The following is a 21411-nucleotide window of genomic DNA, read 5'->3' as shown; positions in this document are numbered from 1 at the left end:
CCAGCCGAGTCCGAGGGGCCGGGCCCGCGTGCGGAGGAAGCCGTACTTCGCCGTGCGGCCGCCTCCGCACGCGGGCCCACCCCACGCAGAGCGGCTCGGAACAGTCGCAGAGCGGCTCGGAACAGTCATCAGAGCCGCTCGGAACAGTCTCGAGCCGCTCGGAACCGGCTCACAGGAGGGCGAACTGCCCCTCCGGACCCTCCTCGTGATGGTCCAGTACGGAGGCCGGGCGCCGCGCCGCCCGGGGCACCGGCAGCACCCCCACCTCCCGCAGTTCCGCCGCGTCGATCAGGGCGGCGTCCGCCAGCCGGTCGGCGAGGGCCCGCAGCTCCGGGCGCAGCTCGGCCAGCAGCGCCAGCACGGTGATCAGCTCCAGCAGCTCCGAGGTCCATGCGGACGGCCAGCGCGCCGGGCCGACCGCCTCCAGCGTGCCCGGCTCATGCGGGGCGGTGCGCCGCTCGAACCACGTCTCCAGCACCCGCACCCCGCCCGCCCGGAACTCCCACGCGGCCCGTGGCACCGGCGAGATACGGCCCTCGTCCAGCAGCAGCGCCTCCTCGTCCGGGTCGTAGTCCAGGGAGCCCGGCAGCCCGTTCGCCGGAAGCGCGGCGCGGACGTAGGGGCGCCGGCCACCCGGCATGCGCGGGCGTTCACCACGGTGCGCCCCGCGCGTATGGAGCCACAGCGCATGGCGGCCCAGCCGCACGCCCTGCTCCCACACCTCCGGGTCGGCGGTAAGAGGTACGGCGCACGGGGCGCCGCGCGCCACGGCGGCGGTCCACGCCAGGAAGTCTTCGGCGGTCACCGGGCGGCCGAGCCGGGCGGAGAGGTGAGCGAGCAGCCCGGGGGCGAGGTTGGGTTCCTGCCCGCCGGGGCGGCGGTAGAGCGGACGGATACGGCCGGGGCGGCCCGCCGGGGAGTGACCGTCCGGCAGCAGCGCCGAGAAGCTGAGCACCGGGTCCGGGTCCGGCCCGGCGGCTTCGACGACATGGATCTGCCGGTCGTCGGCCACCCGCCACAGCTCGGGCCGGGCGGCGTCGATCAGCCGGTGATCCGGCAGCAGCCACTGCTGGTCGAACGGCCCGTGCGCGATCCGCACCGGCTCGGGGCACGGCCCGTCCTCACGCGCCAGCCTGGCGGTGGAGGTGGCCTGACCGGGCAGCTGCGGAACGGAGCTGTGCAGCGTACGGGCGCGGGTCGGGCGGAACAGCGCGGCCCGTCCGGTCTCGTCCTCGGCCCGCGTCAGCCGCTCCCAGCGCGCCCTGAGCGAGGCCGCGTCCGGACCCATGACCCACGCCCGCCCGAGCCGCAACGGCCGGACGGCCCACGGCATCAGGTCCCCCAGCGGCGGCGCCTCACGTTCTCCCACGCCCGGCATGGTATCGATGCGCCCCCGCACGACGGGTGGTCCGTTCGCCCCGCCCGCGTCCGGCCGCCGCCGTCGGATGCGTGCCGCTGATGGGGGGACGGGGGCCGTGCGGTCCGTTCGGCGTGGGCTGTCTGGCCGACGTTCCGCCGACCGCCCGGCGCGACGGGCGGAGGTGAGGTGGCCCGGCGCGGCGGAGCGTGCGACGTGGCGGGGCCGAGCGTGCAAGGTGCCCGGGGCCGAGGGTCAGTCGGCCTCGAGGGTGACCGAGAACGAGAACCGGTCGCCCCGGTAGTGGATGCGGGCCACGTCCACCGCGCGCCCGCTCTCGTCGTAGGTCACCCCGGTGTAGTGCAGGATCGGGCTGAGCAGCGGCACGTGCAGCAGGCGGGAGGTCTCGGGGTCGGCCAGCCGGGCCTCCACCGTGTCCGTGATCCGGCTGATCCGCACGCCCACCACGTCCCGCAGCACCTTCGTCATCGGCCAGCGCGCGAGGTCCGCGAGGTCGATGCGGGCGGCCAGTTCGGGGCGGACCAGGTTCTCCGCCCAGTTGGTGGGCTCACCGCCGCTGCCGTCCCGGCGCAGCCGGCGGTAGGCGGTCGCCTCGTCCAGGTCGGGGAAGTACTCCGCGAGCTCGGCGGGCACCGGCGCCGGGCCGTGGTCCAGCACCGTCGTCCGCTCGCCCGACTGCTGGGCCACGATCGCGTCCACCGACCCCAGCAGCCGCACCGGCGCGGCGCGCCGCGCGCTCGGCTCGATGAAGGTGCCCCGGCGGCGGTGGCGGCTGATGAGCCCTTCGGCCTCCAGTTCCTTGAGCGCCTGCCGCATGGTGAGCACGCTGACCCCGTAGTGCTCGGCGAGCCGCTCCTCGGTCGGCAGCCGCAGCGGGTCGTGCGGGCCCCGGCCGAGTATCGAGGCCCGCAGCGACTGCGAGACCTGGTACCACAGCGGCAGCTTGCGGTTGAGGGCGAGGGAGTCGGGGGCGAAGGTGGTCACGCGGTCTCCGGTCACGGGTCACGGCGGCGGCCGTACGGCGGCGCTTCGACCGCGGCGTTCGACGGCGGCGTTCGACGACGGCGCCGGGTCAGGGGCGGAAATGACGCTCCAGACCCTGCCACACCTCGTCATAGCGCTTCTGGAGGTGATCCGCCTCCAGCGCCTGCCGGGTGGCGGTGATCGGCCAGCGGGTCTCGAACATGAAGGCCAGCCCGTCGTCCACCTTGTGCGGCGCCAGCTCGGCGGTGCTCGCCCGCAGAAAGGTCTCGTGGTCGGGGCCGTGCGCGGACATCATGTTGTGCAGCGAGCCACCGCCCGGTACGAAGCCCCCGGCGCCCCCGGTCTTCGCGTCGTACGCGCCCTCGATCAGCCCCATGTACTCGCTCATCACATTGCGGTGGAAGTACGGCGGCCGGAAGGTGTCCTCCCCGACCAGCCAGCGCGGCGCGAAGACCACGAAGTCCACGCCCGCGAGCCCGGGGGTGTCGGAGGGGGAGGTGAGCACCGTGAAGATGGACGGGTCGGGGTGGTCGTAGCTGATGGTGCCCAGCACATTGAATCGGCGCAGGTCGTACACGTACGGCAGGTGGTTGCCGTGCCAGGCGACCACGTCCAGCGGCGAGTGGTCGTACGTCGCGGCCCACAGGTTGCCGCAGAACTTGTTGATCACCTGCACCGGGCGCTCCACGTCCTCGTAGGCCGCGACCGGGGCGAGGAAGTCCCGTGCGTTCGCCAGCCCATTGGCACCGATCGGGCCGAGGTCGGGGAGGGTGAAGGGGCGGCCGTAGTTCTCGCACACATAGCCGCGCACGGACGGCTCGAGCGGCTCCACCCGGAACCGCACCCCGCGCGGGATCAGCGCGATGTGTCCCGGCTCGGCGCGCAGCGCGCCGAACTCGGTGCGCAGCAGCAGCCCGCCGCGCTCGGGGACGATCAGCAGCTCGCCGTCCGCGTCGCTGAACACCCGGTCGGTCATGGGCGCGTTGGCGGCGTAGAGGTGGATGGCCATCCCGGCGCGCTGGGTGGCGTCGCCGTTGCCGCCCAGCGTCCACAGCCCGGTGAGGAAGTCGGTGCCCTCCGGCGGCTCCGGCAGCGGATCCCAGCGCAGCCGGTTGGGGTCGGGCGCGGTCTCGGTGAACGGCGCGCCGCGCAGCGCGCCGTTCTCGATCCGGGTGAACGGCGGATGCGCGGCGGACGGCCGGATGCGGTACAGCCAGGAGCGCCGGTTGGCGGCGCGGGGCTCGGTGAAGGCGGTGCCGCTCAGCTGCTCCGCGTAGAGCCCCAGCGGCGCGCGCTGGGGGGAGTTGCGGCCGATGGGCAGTGCGCCGGGCACGGCCTCGCTGCTGTGCTCATTGCCGAATCCGGAGGCGTAGACCAGCTCTTCGGCCGTCTTGCGTGCCTGCTCGATCCCTGTGCCGCCGCCCATCGTGCGCTCCCGCCGCTCCGCCACACACCGCTGTATTCCTGCTATTCCTGTGTCAGACGATAGGAATCGAAACCCGGGTGCGTCAATGATCGGGCAGGATGGTGGCGTGCCCATACCGCCCCTCCGTCGCCATCCGGTCCAGCGTCGCAGCGCCGAGCGTCTCGGCCGCATCCTCGACGCCTGTGCCGAACTGCTCGACGAGATGAGTTACGAAGAGCTGAGCACCCGCGCCGTCGCCGAGCGGGCCAATGTCCCCATCGGCTCGGTCTACCGCTTCTTCTCCAACAAGCGGGCGATGGCCGAGGCCCTGGCCCACCGCAATCTGGACGAGTACGCCACGCGGATCACCCGGCGGCTGGCCGTCATGGACTCCGGGCCGGACGGGGGCGGCGGCTGGCGGGAGGCGATGGACGTCGTCGTCGACGAGTATCTGGCGATGAAGCGCGGGGCACCCGGGTTCGCGCTCATCGAGTTCGGGCATCCGGTCCCGTCGACCGGGCGGCCGGAGCAACCCAACCACCTGGTCGCCGACCGGCTGCGGGTGCTGCTCGCCGACCGGCTCGGGAGCGGGAGGACCGGGGGCGGCGGGAGCGGCGGGAACGGGGACGGCGGGAGCGGCGGGACCACGGGCGGCGGCGAGGGCGGCGAGGGGGACGAGGAGCGGCTGCGGGTGGCCTTCCTGCTCGCGGTCGAGGCGGCGGACGCGCTGCTGCGGCTGGCGTTCCGGATGGACCCCGAGGGCGATCCGGCGGTCGTGGCGGAGACGAAGGAACTGCTGCGCGCCTATCTGGCCCGGGTCCTGGACTGACCCCGGGCGGACGGGAGTTCGCGGCGGCATCTCCCCGACATGCCTACCAGTCGGTATGGTGAGCGGGTCCGGCGAGTGAGCCGAAGGGGCGCGCCGCTGTCGTACGGGGAGCGCGCGCAGGCCCGCAGCCACACGGGGCCCGGCACGGCCGACCGCCGGCAGGGGCACCTCCCAGCGGTGGCTGGGGGAGGCCGGGGCGCCCGGCGGCCGACCCAACCCTGAACAGGGGAGCACCCATGACCACTGCCCTGCGCATCTGCCCGCTGTGCGAGGCCACCTGCGGGCTGACCCTGACGATCGACGGGGGGAGGGTGACCGGGGCGCGCGGCGATCGCGAGGACGTCTTCAGCCGGGGCTTCATCTGTCCCAAGGGCGCCGCGTTCGGGCAGCTCGACGCCGACCCCGACCGGCTGCGGCACCCCCTGGTGCGCCGCGCCGGGCGCCTGGAGGAAACCGGCTGGGACGAGGCGTTCGCCGCCGTGGCGGAGGGGCTGGGGCCGCTGCTGCGCGAGCACGGACCGCAGTCGGTGGGGGTCGTGCTCGGGAATCCCAATGTGCACACCGTGGCCGGCGGGCTCTATCCGCCGCTGCTGCTCGGCGCGCTGCGCACCCGTAACGTCTTCACCGCCAGCACCCTCGACCAGATGCCCAAGCACGTCTCCAGCGGGCTGCTGTACGGCGACGCGGGCGCGCTGCCGGTGCCCGATCTGGACCGTACGGACCATCTGCTGATGCTCGGCGCCAACCCGCTGGACTCGGGCGGCAGCCTGTGCACCGCCCCCGACTTCCCCGGGCGGCTGCGGGCGCTGCGGCGGCGTGGCGGCCGGCTGGTGGTGGTCGACCCCCGGCGCACCCGTACGGCCGCGATGGCCGACCGCCATGTGGCGATCCGGCCCGGCACCGACGCGCTGCTGCTCTTCGCCATGGTGCAGGTGCTGTTCGCCGAGGACCTGGTGGCCCCGGGCCCGCTCGCGGCACACATCAGCGGTGTGGCGGAGGTGGGGCGGCTGGCCGCGGACTTCCCGCCGGAGACGGTGGCCGGGGCGTGCGAGGTGCCCGCCGAGGAGATCCGCGTGCTCGCCCGGGAACTGGCCGCCGCGCCCAGGGGCGTGGTGTACGGGCGGGTGGGCTCCACCACCGTCGAGTTCGGCACCCTCACCAGCTGGCTGGTCGATGTGGTCAACGTGCTCACCGGACAGCTGGACCGGCCCGGCGGCATGATGTTCCCGCTCTCGGCGACGGGCCGGCGGGAGCGCCCGGCGCGGCCCGGCAAGGGGTTCGCGCTCGGCCGCTGGCACAGCAGGGTCAGCGGGCACCCCGAGGCCAAGGGGGAGCTGCCCGTCGCCGCGCTCGCCGAGGAGATCGGGACCCCGGGTGCGGGGCGGATACGGGCGCTGCTGGCGATCGCGGCCAACCCGGTGCTCTCCGCGCCGGACGGCGACCGTCTCGACCGGGCCCTGGCCGGGCTCGACTTCATGGTCAGCGTCGATCCGTACCTCAACGAGACCTCGCGCCACGCGCATGTGGTGCTGCCCCCGCCCCCGCCCAGCCGGAGCCCCCACTTCGACTACGCCTTCAACGGCCTGTCGGTGCGCAACCAGGTCCGCTACAGCCGCCCCGCCATCCCGTTGGAGGCGGACCGGATGAGCGAGAGCGACATCCTGGCCCGGCTGGTGCTGTGCGTGAGCGGCCACGGCGGCGCCGATCCGGCGGCGGTGGACGCGATGGCGATCGAGCGGACCCTCGGCAAGGAGACCGCCGACCCGGCGTCCCCGGTGTACGGGCGCGAGCCCGCCGAACTGGCCGCCCGGCTGACCGGGGTGGACGGCCCCGAGCGCCGGCTGGACATGATGCTGCGGCTGGGCCCGTACGGCGACGGGTTCGGCGCCGATCCCGACGGGCTGAACCTGGAGAAGCTGCTTGCCCATCCGCACGGCATCGACCTGGGCCCGCTGCGGCCCCGGCTGCCGGGGCTGCTGAAGACCCGCAGCGGGACGGTGGAGTTGTGCCCGGTGCCGCTGGCCGCCGATGTGGACCGGCTGCGCCGGGCGCTGGCCGACCGGCCCTCGGGGCTGCTGCTGGTCGGCCGCCGCCATCTGCGTTCCAACAACAGCTGGATGCACAACGTCCCGGCCCTGATGGGCGGCAGCAACCGCTGCACGCTCCAGGTGCACCCCGAGGACGCCGCCCGGCTGGGCCTGGCCGACGGCGGTCTGGCGCGGGTCAGGGGCGACGGCGGGGAGCTGGAGGTGCCGGTCGAGGTGACGGACGCGGTACGCACCGGAGTGGTGAGCCTGCCGCACGGCTGGGGCCACGACCGTCCCGGTGTCCGGCTGTCCGTGGCCGGGGCGCGTCCCGGGGTCAACGTCAACCAGCTCATCGACGGTTCCCGGCTGGACCCGCTCTCGGGGACGGCGGTGCTCAATGGCCACCCGGTGCAGGTCTCCCCCTCGCCACTGCACTGACCTGGGGTTTTGCGCTTATTGCTCACACGTCAAGACCTTGTTAACGCAAAGTTGCCCCACCTAACGTCACCTCGACCGCCAAAAGCTGGGGGAGTTCAAAGGCGAACGTGAGGTAGCCAACTATGCTGACCATCCTCGGCTTCGTCATGATCGCGACATTTCTTGTCCTGATCATGATGAAGAAGATGTCCCCGATGGGCGCCCTGGTGCTCATCCCCGCGCTGTTCTGCGTACTCGTCGGGAAGGGGGCGCACCTGGGGGACTACGTCCTCGACGGGGTCGGTGATCTCGCACCCACGGCCGCCATGCTGATGTTCGCGATCATCTACTTCGGGGTGATGATCGACGTCGGTCTCTTCGACCCGATCGTCCGGCTCATCCTGCGGTTCTGCAAGGCGGACCCGATGCGGGTGGTGGTCGGCACGGCGATCCTCGCGGCGATCGTCTCGCTCGACGGCGACGGCTCCACCACCTTCATGATCACCGTATCCGCCATGGTGCCGCTCTACCGGCGGCTGAAGATGAGCCTGGTGGTGATGACCGGTGTCGCGGCCACGGCCAACGGCGTGATGAACACGCTGCCGTGGGGCGGACCGACCGCCCGCGCCGCCACCGCGCTCAAGGTCGACGCCACCGACATCTTCGTGCCGATGATCCCGGCCCTCGCGGTCGGACTGCTCTTCGTCATCGCCCTCGCCTACGGCCTGGGGCTGCGGGAACGCAAGCGGCTGGGCGTGCTGACGCTGGACGACGTCACCGCGGGCGACCCCGAGCAGGTGCTGGTCGGCGCGGGCACCGGCGGCAAGGGCACCAAGGTCACCAAGGGCGGCAAGGCCACCAAGAGCACCAAGGCCGGGCGGACCGGTGGCGGCGCGGGCTCCGTTACCGGCGCGGAGTCCGCCGCCGGCGGCCCGGCGGCGGGCGCCCCGGACGCCCCGGGCCTCTCCGACGACGACGAGTTCAAGGGCCTGGACCCGCACCGCGCCACCCTGCGCCCCAAGCTCTACTGGTTCAACGCGGCCCTGACCGTCGCCCTCCTGACCTTGATGATCATGGAGACCCTGCCCATCCCGGTCCTCTTCCTGCTCGCCGCCGCCATCGCGCTCACCGTCAACTTCCCGCACATGCCGGACCAGAAGGCCCGGATCGCCGCACACGCCGAGAACGTCGTCAACGTCTCCGGAATGGTCTTCGCCGCCGCCGTCTTCACCGGTGTCCTCACCGGCACCGGCATGGTCGAGCACATGGCCCGCTGGCTGGTCGACGGTGTCCCCGAGGGCATGGGCCCGCACATGGCCCTCGTCACCGGTGTGCTCTCCCTCCCGCTCACCTACTTCATGTCCAACGACGGCTTCTACTTCGGCATCGTGCCGATCCTCGCCGAGGCGGGGGCGGCGCACGGGGTCTCCGCGGTGGAGATCGCCCGCGCCTCGATCGCCGGGCAGGCCCTGCACATGTCGAGCCCGCTGGTCCCCGCCGTCTACGTCCTGGTCGGCATGGCGAAGGTGGAATTCGGCGACCACACCCGGTTCACCGTGAAATGGGCGGCGCTCACCTCACTGGTGGTGCTCGCCGCGGCCCTCGCCTTCGGCATCATCTGAGCCATGGAGAGTCCGAAGCCCGGTAGGGGCTGGCTGCTGCGCCTGGTCATCGCCTTCTCGTTCACCCAGGGGGCGGTCAGCATGGCCCGGCCCGCCGTCTCCTACCGGGCGCTGGCACTCGGCGCCGACGCCCGCGCGGTCGGTGTCATCGCCGGTGTCTACGCCCTGCTGCCGCTGTTCGCCGCCGTACCGCTGGGGCGGCGCACCGACCACGGGCGGTGCGCCCCGCTGCTGCCCGTCGGCGTCGCGCTCATCGCCACCGGCTGCGTGTTCAGCGGCACGGCCGGATCACTGCCCGCGATGGCCGCGTGGAGCGGGGTCATGGGCCTCGGTCACCTGTCGTTCGTCATCGGCGCCCAGTCCATCGTGGCCCGCCAGAGCGCCCCGGACGAACAGGACCGCAACTTCGGCCACTTCACCATCGGCGCCTCGCTCGGCCAGCTCATCGGGCCCATCGCGGCCGGTCTGGTGGTCTCCGAACAGGACGGCGCGATGGGGCGCACCAGCGCCGCCGCGCTGTTCGTCGCCGCCGCCCTCGCGGCCTTCTCCGTCACCTCGCTGTGGCGTATCGAGCGCCGCCCGTCCGGGGCGGCGGCCGCGCCCGCCGCCAAGGCCGCCACCCGGAAGGTCTCCGTACGGTCCATCCTGACCACCCGCGGCGTCGCCGCCGGCATGGTCATCAGCCTCGCCGTGCTCTCCGCCACCGACATCCTCACCGCCTATCTGCCGGTCGTCGGCGAACAGCGCGGTATCTCGCCCACGGTCGTCGGGGTGCTGCTCAGCCTGCGCGCCGCCGCCACCGTGGCCTGCCGGCTCGCCATCACCCCGATGATCCGGCTGATGGGCCGCACCGTCCTGATGGCCGTCAGCTGTCTGGGCTCCGCGCTGCTGTGCGCGGGCATCGCCCTGCCGGTGCCCGCCTGGGTGCTCGGGGTCCTGCTGGCCGGGCTCGGCTTCTGCCTCGGCGTCGGACAGCCGCTGTCGATGACGACCGTCGTCCAGGCCGCTCCGGAGGGGGCGCGCAGCACGGCCCTCGCGCTGCGGCTGACCGGCAACCGCCTCGGCCAGGTCGCGGCGCCCGCGTCCGCCGGTGTGCTCGCGGGGCTCGCGGGCACGGCCGCCCCCTTCGTCATGCTGGGCGGGCTGCTCCTGGTGTCGGCGGCGATAGCCGTACGACCCGTCAGGCGACGCCTCCCACAGGGCCCGCCGGAGGGACGCGGGCGGCCCACGACGGCGGCCGACGTCCCGGCCTCGAGGACGGGCGGGACGACGAGGGGAGGCGGGGCGGTGGCCGGTGGGACGGGGGAAGGCGGGGCGGTGGCCGGAGGGACGGGGACCGGCGGAACGGAAACCGAGGCGACGGGGCCCGACGAAACGACGGTCGACAGGACGGGGGCCGACGGGACGAAGGCCGACCGGAGCGGCCCCGCGTGACCCGGCCGCCCGCCGGTGTTCGTCGTGTGACGGCCGGTCCGCGCCCCGGCGCCCGGGGCGTCCGCCGGGTGCTAACCGGCGTCCGGCCCCGCGCCGTCCTGGGACACCATGGCCAGCCAGGACGCGTGCGCCGTGCCGAACGGTTCGGCGCCGCTTCCCACCGCCTCCAGCAGCCACCGCCCCGACGCCTCGGCCTCCGCGACGACCTCCGCCGGGTATCCGTACCGCACCTGGTGCTCGGCGAACTCGTCCTGGTCGATCATCAGGGTCGTGCCGTCCGTCCGCTTGCGGATGACGTCGAGGTCCAGGTCGACCATCGTGACCTCGTCCGGGGAGACCCACTGTAGCGGTGTGGTGATGTCGCAGTAGATCTCGGTCTCCCGGGGCGCGGCGTTGAAGACCGCGGTCCACCACGCCGCCCGCGGGAAGAGGAGCACATGGGCGACGTCGAGCCTGACGTCGGGGCCGTGCCCCTTGCGCATGACGGAGTCGGCCGGAAGGCCGAGCCACACCCCGTGTTCGTCCTCGCCCAGCCTGCGCATGCGCAGGTTCCAGTGCAAAGAGCCGTCGTACTTGCGGTAGTTGACCTGCACCAGCCTGCGCATGGGGCGATCCTAGCCCCGAACCCCCGCCCTCACCTGGAGTTTTCCGGGTACCACAGGGCCAGTCCGGCCACCAGCGCCCGCAGTCCCGTCTCGACGGCGCCCTCGTCCACCCGCTCCTGGTGGTCGGCGAGCGGACGCGCCTGGCCCGGACGGGGATGGTCCGCGGGCCTCACCGGGGTCCCGGCCTTCTGAACCGCTTGCCGCGCCGCTTCCGGCCCGGCCTCGGCGCTAAGCGCTTGCTCACCGTCCATGTAGGGTGTCCGCCATGGACGCGGAGCCGAAGAACACCGGGGGCAAGGCCGAGCCCTGGGGCGACATCACGCCCGACGCCGCACGGCGGCTGGTGAACGCCGCCGTGCACGCTTTCGCCGAGCGTGGTTACCACGCCACCACCACCCGGGACATCGCGAGCCGCGCCGGAATGAGTCCGGCCGCCCTCTACATCCACTACAAGACCAAGGAAGAGCTGCTCTACCAGATCAGCAAGGTCGGCCATGAGCGGGCCCTGGAGATCCTGGAGCGGGCGCGGGACAGCGGCGGCGCCCCCGCCGAGCGGCTCGCCGACGCCGTCCGCTCCTTCGTCCGCTGGCACGCCGAACACCATATGACCGCGCGGGTGGTGCAGTACGAGCTCGGCGCGCTCGCCGAGGAGCACCACGCCGAGGTCATCGCCGTCCGCAAGGCCACGGACGGGGCGGTGCGCTCGATCATCGAGGACGGGGTGGCGGCGGGCGACTTCGACGTCCCGGACGTCCGCGGCACCACGGTCGCCGTGCTGTCCCTGTGCATCGACGTCGCGCGCTGGTTCAACGCCCGCGGGCGCAGCACCCCCGACGAGGTCGGCGACCTCTACGCGGGGCTGGTGCTGCGCATGGTGGGCGGCTCCGGCGGCCGGGGGTGACGGCGGCCAGGTGGCCGCCAGGGGTGACGGCCACCGGGAGCGGCGGCGGCCGGGGGTGACGGAGCCGCCAGAGGGAGAAGGCGGCGGCTGACGGCCGCGCGGCCGTCAGCCGTGGACGGCGGTGGCCATCGGCGTCGCGGCGCCTGCTCGCCGCGGCCATCGTTCGTCGCGGCTCTCGGCCTCGCGGCCCCTGCCCGCCGCGGCCGTCAGCCGTAGAAGTAGCCGTCAGCCGTAGAAGTGGCCGTCAGCCGTAGAAGCGGACGACGGACTCCGCCACGCACGCCGGCTTGTCGCCGCCCTCCCGCTCCACGGTCACCGCCAGCGTCATCTGCACGCCGTCCTTGACCTCGGTGACCTCCATGATCCGGCCCGTGGCGCGCAGCCGGGAGCCGACCGGGACGGGGGAGGGGAAACGGACCTTGTTCACGCCGTAGTTGATGCCCATCCGCACGTTCTCGACCCGCAGCAGTTGCGGGGTGAACGACGGCAGCAGGGACAGCGTCAGATAGCCGTGCGCGATCGTGGTGCCGAACGGGCCGGCGGCCGCCTTCTCCGCGTCCACGTGGATCCACTGGTGGTCGCCGGTGGCGTCGGCGAACAGATCGACACGCTTCTGGTCGATCTCCAGCCAGTCGCTGGGGCCGAGTTCCTCGTCGACCGCCATGAGCAGCTCATCGGGTGAGGTGAAGATCCTGGGCTCTGCCATGCGTACCTCCCGGGCAACCATTCACTAAGCGACTGCTCAGCATGCTCGGCCGCCCCGCGCCCTGTCAACGCGGCCCGCGCCGACGCGGTCGTCAGGGGAGGTCGGCGCGCTCGCCGGCCGCCCGGTGCGGGACTCCGGCGAGCGCTCTCCCGGCCGGACGGGGCCGGGTGTCATACGGTGGCGTACCGGCTCTCCCGGACCGCGCGCCGGGCCGCCGAAAGGGCCTCGGTGGTCAGCAGCGGCAGCGGCACCACGATGCCGCAGTCCCCGCAGACCGGCCCGGCCGACGGATAGCGGTCCAGGTCCTCGCGCCAGATCAGGTCCTGCCGGGCGCAGACCGGGCAGGCCGACCCCGGACCCGCCTCCATGGCCACGATCAGCCGTCGCAGCACGTCCGCGAGGCGGCCGTCGGGATGGGTCTGGGGGTTTTCGCAGGGGATGATGTCGCATCCGCCCCAGGTGCGCAGATGCCAGTCGTCGACGGCGCTCGGCTGGCGGATGCCGAGGAGTTTCTCCTGCCTGCGCCGGGCGGCGAAGTCCGCCTCGTACGCGAGCCACAGCGTGCGGGCCTCCTCGAGCTCCTCCAGAGCCGTGAGCAGGCGCAGGGGGTCCGGCCTACGGTCCTCCGGGGCGATCCCGGAACGGGTGCACAGATGGTGCCAGGTCGCCCGGTGCCCGTACGGCGCGAACCGCTCCAGGCATTTGCGCAGCGATGTGCGCCGGGCGGTGATGTGTCTGCGTGGATTGCGAACTTCACGTGCGAGTGCTCTGAAACCGGCCACTTCTAACCACCTCCGCGAGTGCGGACCCGACTCGTTGTCGAATGGACGTAACGCAGCGCGATCCGGATCCATCGAATTCCCCGGATCTTCTCCGGCAGTCCTCACCCGGCTTCCGGAGCGGTGAAGTTGACGTCCGCTCATCTTCCGGCCCGCTCATACCGCCGGTAACCTCCGTCCGACGGCAACCGGGAGGAGCGGACATGCGACGACGAACCCCCAGGCCCACCAGAACCCGCAAGCTCACCAGTACCGTGCTCGCCGCGGCCGCCGCGCTCGGCCTCGGGGTCGCCCTCGCGGCCCCGGTGCCGCAGCAGGCCCGCGCGGAACCCGCCGCGGCGGCCGGTACCGACTACTGCCGCGGCCAGTGCTCCGACATCCTCCCGCCGGGCGCGACCGGCAACGCCACCCTCGCCGACATCCTCGCCAACCGGGTGCTGGGCACCCACCCCGCGCACAGCACCGACCAGCTCGGCCCGTACGCCGACCTGGCCGGCGGTTACCCCACCCTCACCGACGACAAGCTGGCCGGCTTCTTCAACGACTCCTCCTTCGGGGTCCCCGCCGACCAGGTCGCCTCCGTGACCAGACCGCGCGACGACGTCACGATCACCCGCGACAAGAAGACCGGTGTCCCGCACATCCAGGGCACCACCCGCGAGGGCACCGAGTTCGGCGCCGGATACGCCGCCGCCCAGGACCGGCTGTGGCTGATGGACCTCTTCCGCCACGTGGGGCGCGGCGAACTGACCTCCTTCGCCGGCGGCGCCCCCGCCAACCAGGGCCTGGAACAGGACTTCTTCCGCCAGGCGCCGTACACCGAGGCCGACTACCAGGCGCAGATCGACTACATCCTCGGCCACGGCGGAGAGCGCGGCCGCCAGGCGCTGGCCGACGCCCAGGCGTACGTCGACGGCATCAACGCCTACGCCAAGAAGGCGAAGGACGGCCGGTACTTCCCCGGTGAGTACGTGCTCACCGGCCATATCGACGCGATCACCAACGCCGGCGAGATCCAGCCGTTCCGGCTCACCGACCTGATCGCCCTCGCCTCCGTGGTCGGCGCCCTCTTCGGCAACGGCGGGGGCGGCGAGGTGGAGGGCGCGCTCTCGCTGCTGGCCGCCCAGCAGAAGTACGGCCTCGCCGAGGGCACCGAGGTGTGGGAGTCCTTCCGGGAGCGCAACGACCCGGAGGCGGCGCTGACCGTGCGCGACGGCAGCTTCCCGTACGCGGGCCGGCCCGCCTCGCCCCGGGGCGTCGCCCTGCCCGACGCCGGTTCGGTCACCCCCGAACAGCTCGTCCACGACCGCGAGGGCGGCGCCGCCACCACGGCCCGCACCGAGGTGGGGGCCCCGAAGTCGCTCGAGCGGCTGCGCGGCATCTACGACGACGGGGTGCTGCCCCGCGACCTGTTCAGCCGGAAGAAGGGCATGTCCAACGCGCTCGTCGTCTCCGGCAAGTACACCGCGAGCGGCCATCCGGTGGCCGTCTTCGGCCCGCAGACCGGCTACTTCGCCCCGCAGCTGCTGATGCTCCAGGAACTCCAGGGCCCGGGGATCAGCGCCCGCGGCGCCTCCTTCGCGGGCGTGGGGATGTACGTCCAGCTCGGCCGTGGCCAGGACTACGCCTGGAGCGCCACCACCTCGGCCCAGGACATCACCGACACCTACGCGGTCCAGCTGTGCTCCCCGGACGGCTCCGCGCCGTCCAAGGACTCCACGTACTACCGCTACCACGGCGCCTGCCTGCCGATGGAGAAGCTGGAGCGGCGCAACGCCTGGAAGCCCACGCTCGCCGACTCCACCGCCGCCGGCTCGTACCGGATGCAGGTCTACCGCACCGCGTACGGGCTGGTGACCCACCGCGCGACCGTCGGCGGCGAGCCGGTGGCCTACACCGTGCTGCGCTCCACCTACCGCCACGAGGCCGACTCCATCATCGGCTTCCAGATGCTCAACGACCCCGGCTACGTCACCGACGCCGCGTCCTTCCAGCGCGCGGCCCAGAACATCAACTACACCTTCAACTGGTTCTACGCCGACTCCCGGCAGACCGGCTACTACAACAGCGGGCTCAACCCGGTGCGCGCCGCGCACGTCGATCCCTCGCTGCCGGTCAGGGCCGAGGCCGGGTACGAGTGGCGGGACTTCGACCCCACGGACAACACCGCCGCCGCCACCCCGCCCGCCGAGCACCCGCACTCCATCGACCAGGACTACTACATCAGCTGGAACAACAAGCTGGCCAAGGACTACGGCGCGGCCGGCTTCGGCAACGGCTCGGTGCACCGCGGCAACCTGCTCGACGACCGGGTGCGCGCCCTGGTCCGCAAGGGCGGTGTCACCCGCTCCGCGCTCACCCGGGCCATGGCCGAGGCCGCCGTCACCGATCTGCGCGGTGAGGACGTGCTGCCCGAACTGCTGAAGGTGCTGCGCTCGAGCCCCATCGACGACCCCGACCTGGCCGGTGCGGTGCAGCGGCTGGACTCCTGGGAGTCGGCGGGCTCACAGCGCCGCGAGACCAGCCCCGGCTCGCACACCTACGGGCACGCCGACGCGGTGCGGATCATGGACGCCTGGTGGCCGCTGCTGGTCGAGGCCGAGTTCAGACCGGGACTGGGCGATGGCCTGTACGACGCCCTGCGCGCCAATCTGACGGTCGACGAGGCGCCCTCGGCCGGACACGGCCCCACCGGCTCGCACGCCGGGTCCTCTTTCCAGTACGGCTGGTGGTCCTATGTCGACAAGGACCTGCGCACGGTCCTCGGCGAGGACGTGAAGGGTCCGCTGGCCCGGCCCTACTGCGGCGGCGGGGACCTGAACGCCTGCCGTGACGCCCTGCTGACCAGCCTGAAGACGGCCGTCGGGAAATCCGCCGGCCAGGTCTACCCCGGTGACGACAACTGCTCCGCGGGCGACCAGTGGTGCGCCGACGCCATCGTCCAGCGGCCGGTCGGCGGACTGACCCACAACAAGATCAGCTGGCAGAACCGGCCCACCTTCCAGCAGGTCGTGGAGTTCCCGGCGCATCGCTGAGGCGACCGGGGCGGGGTCCCGCATCCGGCGGGGCCCCGCCCCGGGCCTGGGGCCCGTCGTCACAGGGGGCGTCCCGCTCCCGGCGCCCGGCACGGCACCTCGCCGCGGTGCCGTATCGCGCGGGCCCTGGGGCCTGTTGTGTCGCTGGTGGCGGTGGAGCGGGTGAGGAAGGCGAAATCGACGGCCCGGGCCGCCGCACCGCAGTGGGCCACCACCCCGGGCCAACGCGACGGGTCGCCGCCCTCGGGGGCGAAAGTGCTGGTCACGGCCACTAGGGTCCGCTCCCGATCCGGGCCGCGCGCAGCACCAGCCGGGCCAGCTCCGCATGGCAGATGTCGCTGTGCGCGCCGACCGGCGGCACACCGTGCCGTACCACCTCCGAGACATCGACGCTCACCCAGCCCTCGGCCGGGAACGGCCCGTCCAGCGCCTCGGCCAGGTCCAGCCGCCGGGAGCCGTCCACCCCCCGCACGCCGTCGTACCCGATCGCCCCCCAGCGGGTGTCGCCCGGCAGCGCGGAGGCGTCGTCCCCGGACATCCGCGACGCCACCGGGTACAGCAGGCCCAGTCCGGTGTCATGGCGCGAATGGCAGGCCACCACGGGCCCGCCGACCCGGTGCGCGGCGGCGCGCAGCGCACCGGGACGGCCGCTGGCGTGCGGCGGCGTCTCGGCGAAGGCGTCGTGCGAGAACGCCCCCTGGAGCAGGGTCAGCGACGCCACCGAGGCCCGCTCCGGCAGCCCGGTCAGCGCGTACGACACCAGCCGGGCGCCGGAGCTGTGGCCGATCAGATGCAGCCGCGGGGCGGACCGGAGGGCCGTGAGGGCGCCGAGCACCGGGCCGAGACCCTCGCGCCCGACCGTGCCGGCCCGCCGCTTCAGCACGTAGTACGTGCTCTGGCGGAGCAGTTCGTGCGCCCCGTCCCAGAGCCCGTGGAGCCTGTCGGACCCGTGGAGCCTGCCGGACCCGTCGAGCCCGTCGAGTCCGTCGAGTGCGCCGGACCCGTCGAGCCCGCCGTCGGGTAAGGGCAAGGCGTGGTCCTCGGCGTCGGTCTTGTCGCGCGCCTCGGCGAGCGCGGCGGCGAACCGCTCACAGACCTCCGCCACGTCCTCCCCGAACATCGCCGGTACGCCGTCCTCTTCCGGGGCCGAGGGGTCCGCCGGGGGGCCGGGCTCCCCGCGCACCCCCACCAGCCCGCGCACCAGCACCCCGAACTCGTCCAGCGCTGCGAGCCGTTCGGACCGCTCGTCCAGCAGCTCGGCCAGGCGTGCCACGATCTGCCGCCGCCCGGGAAAGACCGCCTCGAGCGCCGCCCGGGTCTCCGCGTCGAGGCCCGGGCGCGCACCGGGCGCCGGTTCCCGGGGGAAGCCCGCGAGCGATTCGTCGGCGAACCGCATCGACGGCCACACCACCCCCACATAGCCGAGCCTCGCCGGGCCCGCCTCGCCGAGCAGTTCCGGGAAGGGTGCGAAGAAGCGGTCGTGGAGCCGGGTGGCCATGGCCCGGGTGTTGTGCCAACTGTGGGAGAACACCACCAGGTCGGTGAGTTCCCGCTGTGCGGTCTGTTCCAGCAGCCGGTCCCGCTGCCGGGTGTCAACGTCCCCGTCGGCGTCGAATCTCAGCTCCCAGTACGGCCGTACGCTCATCCCCGTCATCGCTGTTCCCCCTTGCCTGGTCCGTTGTGCGTGCATGGTCCCAACCGCCCTGACCGCTGGCCATACGACACGCGTACGGTCGCCGTCGGATCATCGGCCAGCCGCTCGACTTACCCGGAACTGATCACCGCGGCCGAGACCGACACCGTGCCGTACGGCCTGCAGGACCGGAGCCGGAGGTGCTGGTCGGGGTGTACGCAGTGGCCGGGGAGCGGGCCGCGCGGGGCGCCGGTCATCCGCTCGGCGCGCGGTGGGACGCGCTCGCCGGGGAGAAACGCCCTCCGGCGCGGTGTCATGCGCACGGAGCGGCCCGGCCGGTCACCCGCCGGCCGGCCGCCGGGCCTCTTCCGCTGACACATACCGACTGGTTAGTCTGCTGCGTCGGAAGCCGATCCGAGCCGATCCGAGGAGCGTTGCGATCGTGGATACCCTGCGCGGGGCGCGTGTTGTGGTCACCGGGGCGGGCGGCGGCATAGGCGCCGCTCTCGCCCGGCGCTTCACCGCCGAGGGCGCCCGGGTCGTGGTCAACGACCTCGACGCCGCCAAGGCCGCGGCCATCGCCGAGGAGATCGGCGGGGCCGCCGTCCCCGGGGACGCCTCCGTGGTGGTGCCCGCGGCCCGCGCGGCGCTCGGCGGCACCATCGACATCTTCTGCGCCAACGCGGGCGTGGGCCACGGCGGCGGCCCCGAGGCCGACGAGGAGCTGTGGCAGCAGTCCTGGGACGTCAATGTGATGGCCCATGTGCGGGCCGCCCGCGAGCTGCTGCCCGAGTGGCTCGAGCGCGGCAGCGGCCGCTTCGTCGCCACCGTCTCCGCCGCCGGACTGCTCACCATGGTCGGCTCGGCGCCGTACAGCGTCTCCAAACACGCCGCGCTCGCCTTCGCCGAATGGCTCTCGGCCACCTACCGCCACCGCGGCATCGGCGTCCACGCCGTCTGCCCGCAGGGGGTGCGCACCGACATGCTGACCGGCACCGGCACCGCCGGGGAGCTGGTGCTGGCGCCCACCGCGATCGAGCCGGAGCAAGTCGCCGACGCCGTCCTGGCGGGCATCGCCGAGGAGCGCTTCCTTATCCTCCCGCACCCCGAGGTGGCCAGGCACTACGCGGCCCGCGCCGGTGACACCGACCGCTGGCTGGGCGGCATCAACAAGCTGCAGCGCAAGCTCGAGGCGCTCGAGGGGGCCTGACGCGAGAGCGAACGGTCCCCGGCCGCGGACGCCGGTGCTCCGTACCCCGGCGTCCGCGAACCTGCGCCCACCATCCCCACCCCCACCCCCACCCAGACAGGGCCGCACCCATGACCACGTACCAGGACCAGCCATGGCTCGCCCAGTTGACCGAGGCGCAGCGCCGGACGATCACCCCGCGGCCGAGCCCGCTGCATGCGTTCCGGGACGCCGTGCGCACCTCCCCCGGCCATCCGGCGCTCGCCTACTTCGACGGACGGCTGACCTACCGGGAGGTGGACGAGCTGTCCGACGGCATAGCCGGCCATCTCGCCGAGCGCGGCTTCCGGCCCGGCGACCGGCTCGCGATCATGCTCCAGAACACCCCGCACTTCGTGCTCGCGCTGCTGGGGGCGTGGAAGGCGGGCGGTACGGTCGTCCCGGTCAACCCCATGTACAAGGGCGCGGAGCTCGGGCACATCCTCGGTGACGCCGAGGTGAGTGCCCTGGTCTGCTCCCGCCACGCCTGGGAGGACTACGTCCGGGGGACGGCCGCCGCGTCCCCGGTGCGCATCGCCCTCACCGCCGACGCCCGCGACCTGCAGACCCGCGACGACGAACGGGTGCTGCGCGATGAGCCCATCCCCGTCCCCGAGGACACCGAGGACCTCCTCGACGCCGCGCGGGCCGGCGCCCGCCCGCCGTCCGTCCCGCCACCCGGCACCGATGACATCGCGCTGATCAGCTACACCTCCGGGACCAGCGGCACCCCCAAGGGGGCCATCAACACCCACGGCAACATCTCCTACAACGCCGACCGGCAGCATCTCCTCCACGAGCTGCCCGCCGGTTCGACGCTCTTCGCGCTGGCTCCGCTGTTCCACATCACCGGCATGGTCTGCCAGCTGTGCGCGTGCCTGGCCGGGGCGGGCACCCTCGCGCTGGCCTACCGCTTCGAGACCGGGGTCGTCCTCGACGCCTTCGCCGAGCACCGCCCCGCCTACACCGTGGGCCCGTCCACCGCCTTCATGGCGCTGATGGCCCATCCGCAGGCCACCCGCGACCACTTCTCGTCGTTCCGGATCATCTCCTCCGGCGGCGCCCCGCTGCCGCCCGCGCTGGTCGAGCGGTTCCAGACCACCCTCGGCCCCTATCTGCACAATGGCTACGGACTCACCGAGTGCACCGCGCCCTGCGCCAGCGTCCCGCCCGGGGTCCGGGCCCCCGTCGACCCGGTCTCCGGCACCCTCGCCGTCGGTGTCCCCTCGGCCGATGTGGTCGTGCGCATCGTGGACGAGGCGGGGGAGGACGTGCCGTTCGGCGAGCAGGGCGAGATCGCCGTCCGCGGCCCGATGGTGGTGCCCGGCTACTGGCGGCGCCCGGAAGCGACCGAGGCCACCCTCCCCGACGGGGAACTCCGCACCGGCGACATCGGTTTCATGGACGAGGGCGGCTGGCTGTACGTGGTCGACCGCAAGAAGGACATGATCAACGCGTCGGGCTTCAAGGTGTGGCCGCGCGAGGTCGAGGATGTGCTCTACACTCACCCCGCCGTGCGGGAGGCGGCCGTCGTCGGCAAACCCCACGCGTACCGCGGCGAGACGGTCAAGGCGTACGTGAGCCTCCGGTCCGGGGCCGGGGCCACACCGGATGAGCTGTCCGCGTACTGTGCGGAGCGGCTGGCCGCGTACAAATACCCGCGCGAGGTGGAGATCCTGCCCGAGTTGCCGAAGACGGCCAGTGGCAAGATCCTCCGGCGGGAGCTGCGAGGATAAGAGAGAGAAGAGGAAGAGAACGGGTGGCGACGATGGCCAGAGCGACGGTCGGCGACGGACAGCCGGTACCACAGCGGCTGCTGGCCGCTGCCACCCGCCTCTTCGCGGAGCGCGGCTACGACCGGACGTCCGTACAGGAGATCGTCGAGGCGGCGGGTGTCACCAAGGGCGCGCTCTACCACTACTTCGGCTCCAAGGACGATCTGCTCCACGAGATCTACGGCCGGGTGCTCCGGCTCCAGCAGGAGCGTCTGGACGCCTTCGCCGACGCGGATGCCCCGGTGGAGCGGCGGCTGCGCGACGCGGCGGCCGACGTGGTGGTCACCACCATCGAGAACCTCGACGACGCCACCATCTTCTTCCGCTCCATGCACCAGCTCAGCCCGGAGAAGCACAAGCAGGTGCGCGCCGAGCGCCGCCGCTACCACGAGCGGTTCCGCGCGCTGATCGAGGAGGGCCAGCGGACCGGGGTGTTCAGCTCCCGGACCCCGGCCGACCTGGTGGTGGACTACCACTTCGGCTCGGTCCACCACCTGGGCACCTGGTACCGGCCCGGCGGACCACTGGGCCCCCAGGAGGTCGCCGACCACCTGGCCGACCTGCTGCTGCGCGCGCTACGGCCCTGAGCGGGCCGCGCGGTGGGGCGAGGCGGGGGCGGCCGCGGGCTGAGGTGGGCCGGGACGGGGTGGGGC

The 21411-nt window shown here is 73.2% G+C and carries 18 protein-coding genes; 9 read left to right on the top strand and 9 right to left on the bottom strand.

Annotated features, from left to right (window positions below; translation table 11 throughout):
- Window positions 1-169 precede the first annotated feature (169 nt).
- The 3 genes from AXW62_RS24955 to hmgA all read right to left on the bottom strand — a co-directional run bounded on the left by AXW62_RS24955 (window position 170) and on the right by hmgA (window position 3788).
- Window positions 170-1378, bottom strand: a complete 1209-nt coding sequence (locus AXW62_RS24955) for a type ISP restriction/modification enzyme (RefSeq protein WP_060946475.1) — start codon at window positions 1376-1378, stop codon at window positions 170-172.
- Window positions 1379-1612: 234 nt separating this feature from the next.
- Window positions 1613-2362 carry a GntR family transcriptional regulator gene (locus AXW62_RS24950; RefSeq protein ID WP_060946473.1) on the bottom strand — a complete coding sequence of 250 codons (750 nt, stop codon included), beginning with the start codon at window positions 2360-2362 and terminating at the stop codon, window positions 1613-1615.
- A gap of 88 nt (window positions 2363-2450) precedes the next feature.
- Entirely contained in the window at window positions 2451-3788 is a 1338-nt protein-coding gene (gene hmgA / locus AXW62_RS24945; RefSeq protein WP_060946474.1) for a homogentisate 1,2-dioxygenase, read from the bottom strand.
- 85 nt (window positions 3789-3873) lie between these two features.
- On the opposite strand from hmgA, the gene AXW62_RS24940 reads away from it, so the two are divergent.
- The 4 genes from AXW62_RS24940 to AXW62_RS24925 all read left to right on the top strand — a co-directional run bounded on the left by AXW62_RS24940 (window position 3874) and on the right by AXW62_RS24925 (window position 10096).
- Window positions 3874-4596 (top strand): TetR/AcrR family transcriptional regulator, encoded by a 723-nt coding sequence (locus tag AXW62_RS24940; RefSeq protein ID WP_060946472.1) that lies wholly within the window; start codon window positions 3874-3876, stop codon window positions 4594-4596.
- 236 nt (window positions 4597-4832) lie between these two features.
- Window positions 4833-7061 carry a molybdopterin oxidoreductase family protein gene (locus tag AXW62_RS24935; protein WP_060946471.1) on the top strand — a complete coding sequence of 743 codons (2229 nt, stop codon included), beginning with the start codon at window positions 4833-4835 and terminating at the stop codon, window positions 7059-7061.
- A gap of 122 nt (window positions 7062-7183) precedes the next feature.
- Window positions 7184-8662: a CitMHS family transporter gene (locus AXW62_RS24930; protein WP_060946470.1), complete on the top strand. Its 1479-nt coding sequence runs from the start codon at window positions 7184-7186 to the stop codon at window positions 8660-8662.
- A gap of 3 nt (window positions 8663-8665) precedes the next feature.
- The gene (locus tag AXW62_RS24925) at window positions 8666-10096 is read left to right on the top strand and encodes an MFS transporter (RefSeq protein WP_252368719.1); all 1431 of its coding nucleotides are present in this window, start codon (window positions 8666-8668) and stop codon (window positions 10094-10096) included.
- A 71-nt stretch (window positions 10097-10167) separates the two neighbouring features.
- On the opposite strand, the gene AXW62_RS24920 is transcribed toward AXW62_RS24925, so the two are convergent.
- Together AXW62_RS24920 and AXW62_RS47220 are read right to left on the bottom strand one after the other, a co-directional pair.
- Entirely contained in the window at window positions 10168-10701 is a 534-nt protein-coding gene (locus AXW62_RS24920; protein ID WP_060946469.1) for a ribonuclease FAU-1 family protein, read from the bottom strand.
- A 29-nt stretch (window positions 10702-10730) separates the two neighbouring features.
- Complete coding sequence (locus AXW62_RS47220; RefSeq protein WP_174556425.1) at window positions 10731-10952, bottom strand: hypothetical protein; 222 nt, start codon at window positions 10950-10952, stop codon at window positions 10731-10733.
- 14 nt (window positions 10953-10966) lie between these two features.
- On the opposite strand from AXW62_RS47220, the gene AXW62_RS24915 reads away from it, so the two are divergent.
- Window positions 10967-11602, top strand: a complete 636-nt coding sequence (locus AXW62_RS24915; RefSeq protein ID WP_060946468.1) for a TetR/AcrR family transcriptional regulator — start codon at window positions 10967-10969, stop codon at window positions 11600-11602.
- Between the two features lie 244 nt (window positions 11603-11846).
- Here AXW62_RS24915 and AXW62_RS24910 read toward each other — a convergent pair whose 3' ends face one another.
- Together AXW62_RS24910 and AXW62_RS24905 are read right to left on the bottom strand one after the other, a co-directional pair.
- Complete coding sequence (locus tag AXW62_RS24910) at window positions 11847-12308, bottom strand: MaoC family dehydratase (RefSeq protein WP_060946467.1); 462 nt, start codon at window positions 12306-12308, stop codon at window positions 11847-11849.
- 170 nt (window positions 12309-12478) lie between these two features.
- Window positions 12479-13090 carry a hypothetical protein gene (locus AXW62_RS24905; RefSeq protein ID WP_060946466.1) on the bottom strand — a complete coding sequence of 204 codons (612 nt, stop codon included), beginning with the start codon at window positions 13088-13090 and terminating at the stop codon, window positions 12479-12481.
- Between the two features lie 200 nt (window positions 13091-13290).
- Between AXW62_RS24905 and AXW62_RS24900 the strand changes: the two genes are divergently transcribed.
- Window positions 13291-16122, top strand: coding sequence for a penicillin acylase family protein (locus AXW62_RS24900; protein ID WP_060946465.1), 2832 nt, complete (start codon window positions 13291-13293; stop codon window positions 16120-16122).
- 59 nt (window positions 16123-16181) lie between these two features.
- Here AXW62_RS24900 and AXW62_RS44100 read toward each other — a convergent pair whose 3' ends face one another.
- Both AXW62_RS44100 and AXW62_RS24895 read right to left on the bottom strand, forming a co-directional pair.
- Window positions 16182-16388 carry a hypothetical protein gene (locus AXW62_RS44100; protein WP_159060953.1) on the bottom strand — a complete coding sequence of 69 codons (207 nt, stop codon included), beginning with the start codon at window positions 16386-16388 and terminating at the stop codon, window positions 16182-16184.
- Between the two features lie 5 nt (window positions 16389-16393).
- Window positions 16394-17776, bottom strand: a complete 1383-nt coding sequence (locus tag AXW62_RS24895) for a hypothetical protein (RefSeq protein WP_060946464.1) — start codon at window positions 17774-17776, stop codon at window positions 16394-16396.
- Between the two features lie 421 nt (window positions 17777-18197).
- Here AXW62_RS24895 and AXW62_RS24890 point away from each other — a divergent pair, with 421 nt between their 5' ends.
- The 3 genes from AXW62_RS24890 (at window position 18198) to AXW62_RS24880 (ending at window position 21345) form a co-directional block, all read left to right on the top strand.
- Window positions 18198-18965, top strand: coding sequence for an SDR family oxidoreductase (locus tag AXW62_RS24890; protein WP_060946463.1), 768 nt, complete (start codon window positions 18198-18200; stop codon window positions 18963-18965).
- Between the two features lie 110 nt (window positions 18966-19075).
- Window positions 19076-20719, top strand: coding sequence for an AMP-binding protein (locus tag AXW62_RS24885; protein ID WP_060946462.1), 1644 nt, complete (start codon window positions 19076-19078; stop codon window positions 20717-20719).
- A 32-nt stretch (window positions 20720-20751) separates the two neighbouring features.
- Window positions 20752-21345, top strand: coding sequence for a TetR/AcrR family transcriptional regulator (locus AXW62_RS24880; protein ID WP_030833309.1), 594 nt, complete (start codon window positions 20752-20754; stop codon window positions 21343-21345).
- Window positions 21346-21411 lie beyond the last annotated feature (66 nt).

This window comes from Streptomyces hygroscopicus subsp. hygroscopicus, assembly GCF_001553455.1.
Classification (GTDB): Bacteria; Actinomycetota; Actinomycetes; order Streptomycetales; family Streptomycetaceae; genus Streptomyces; species Streptomyces hygroscopicus.
The sequence above is the reverse complement of the archived record's forward strand: the minus strand, read 5'-3'. Positions and strand labels throughout refer to the sequence as shown.

What these genes read in the sequence shown, in the direction of transcription:
- AXW62_RS24955 (WP_060946475.1), bottom strand. Translation starts at nt 1,378, where the DNA reads ATGCCGGGCGTGGGAGAACGTGAGGCGCCGCCGCTGGGGGACCTGATG.
- hmgA (WP_060946474.1), bottom strand. Translation starts at nt 3,788, where the DNA reads ATGGGCGGCGGCACAGGGATCGAGCAGGCACGCAAGACGGCCGAAGAG.
- AXW62_RS24940 (WP_060946472.1), top strand. Translation starts at nt 3,874, where the DNA reads ATGATCGGGCAGGATGGTGGCGTGCCCATACCGCCCCTCCGTCGCCAT.
- AXW62_RS24935 (WP_060946471.1), top strand. Translation starts at nt 4,833, where the DNA reads ATGACCACTGCCCTGCGCATCTGCCCGCTGTGCGAGGCCACCTGCGGG.
- AXW62_RS24930 (WP_060946470.1), top strand. Translation starts at nt 7,184, where the DNA reads ATGCTGACCATCCTCGGCTTCGTCATGATCGCGACATTTCTTGTCCTG.
- AXW62_RS24925 (WP_252368719.1), top strand. Translation starts at nt 8,666, where the DNA reads ATGGAGAGTCCGAAGCCCGGTAGGGGCTGGCTGCTGCGCCTGGTCATC.
- AXW62_RS24920 (WP_060946469.1), bottom strand. Translation starts at nt 10,701, where the DNA reads ATGCGCAGGCTGGTGCAGGTCAACTACCGCAAGTACGACGGCTCTTTG.
- AXW62_RS47220 (WP_174556425.1), bottom strand. Translation starts at nt 10,952, where the DNA reads ATGGACGGTGAGCAAGCGCTTAGCGCCGAGGCCGGGCCGGAAGCGGCG.
- AXW62_RS24915 (WP_060946468.1), top strand. Translation starts at nt 10,967, where the DNA reads ATGGACGCGGAGCCGAAGAACACCGGGGGCAAGGCCGAGCCCTGGGGC.
- AXW62_RS24910 (WP_060946467.1), bottom strand. Translation starts at nt 12,308, where the DNA reads ATGGCAGAGCCCAGGATCTTCACCTCACCCGATGAGCTGCTCATGGCG.
- AXW62_RS24900 (WP_060946465.1), top strand. Translation starts at nt 13,291, where the DNA reads ATGCGACGACGAACCCCCAGGCCCACCAGAACCCGCAAGCTCACCAGT.
- AXW62_RS24895 (WP_060946464.1), bottom strand. Translation starts at nt 17,776, where the DNA reads ATGACGGGGATGAGCGTACGGCCGTACTGGGAGCTGAGATTCGACGCC.
- AXW62_RS24885 (WP_060946462.1), top strand. Translation starts at nt 19,076, where the DNA reads ATGACCACGTACCAGGACCAGCCATGGCTCGCCCAGTTGACCGAGGCG.
- AXW62_RS24880 (WP_030833309.1), top strand. Translation starts at nt 20,752, where the DNA reads ATGGCCAGAGCGACGGTCGGCGACGGACAGCCGGTACCACAGCGGCTG.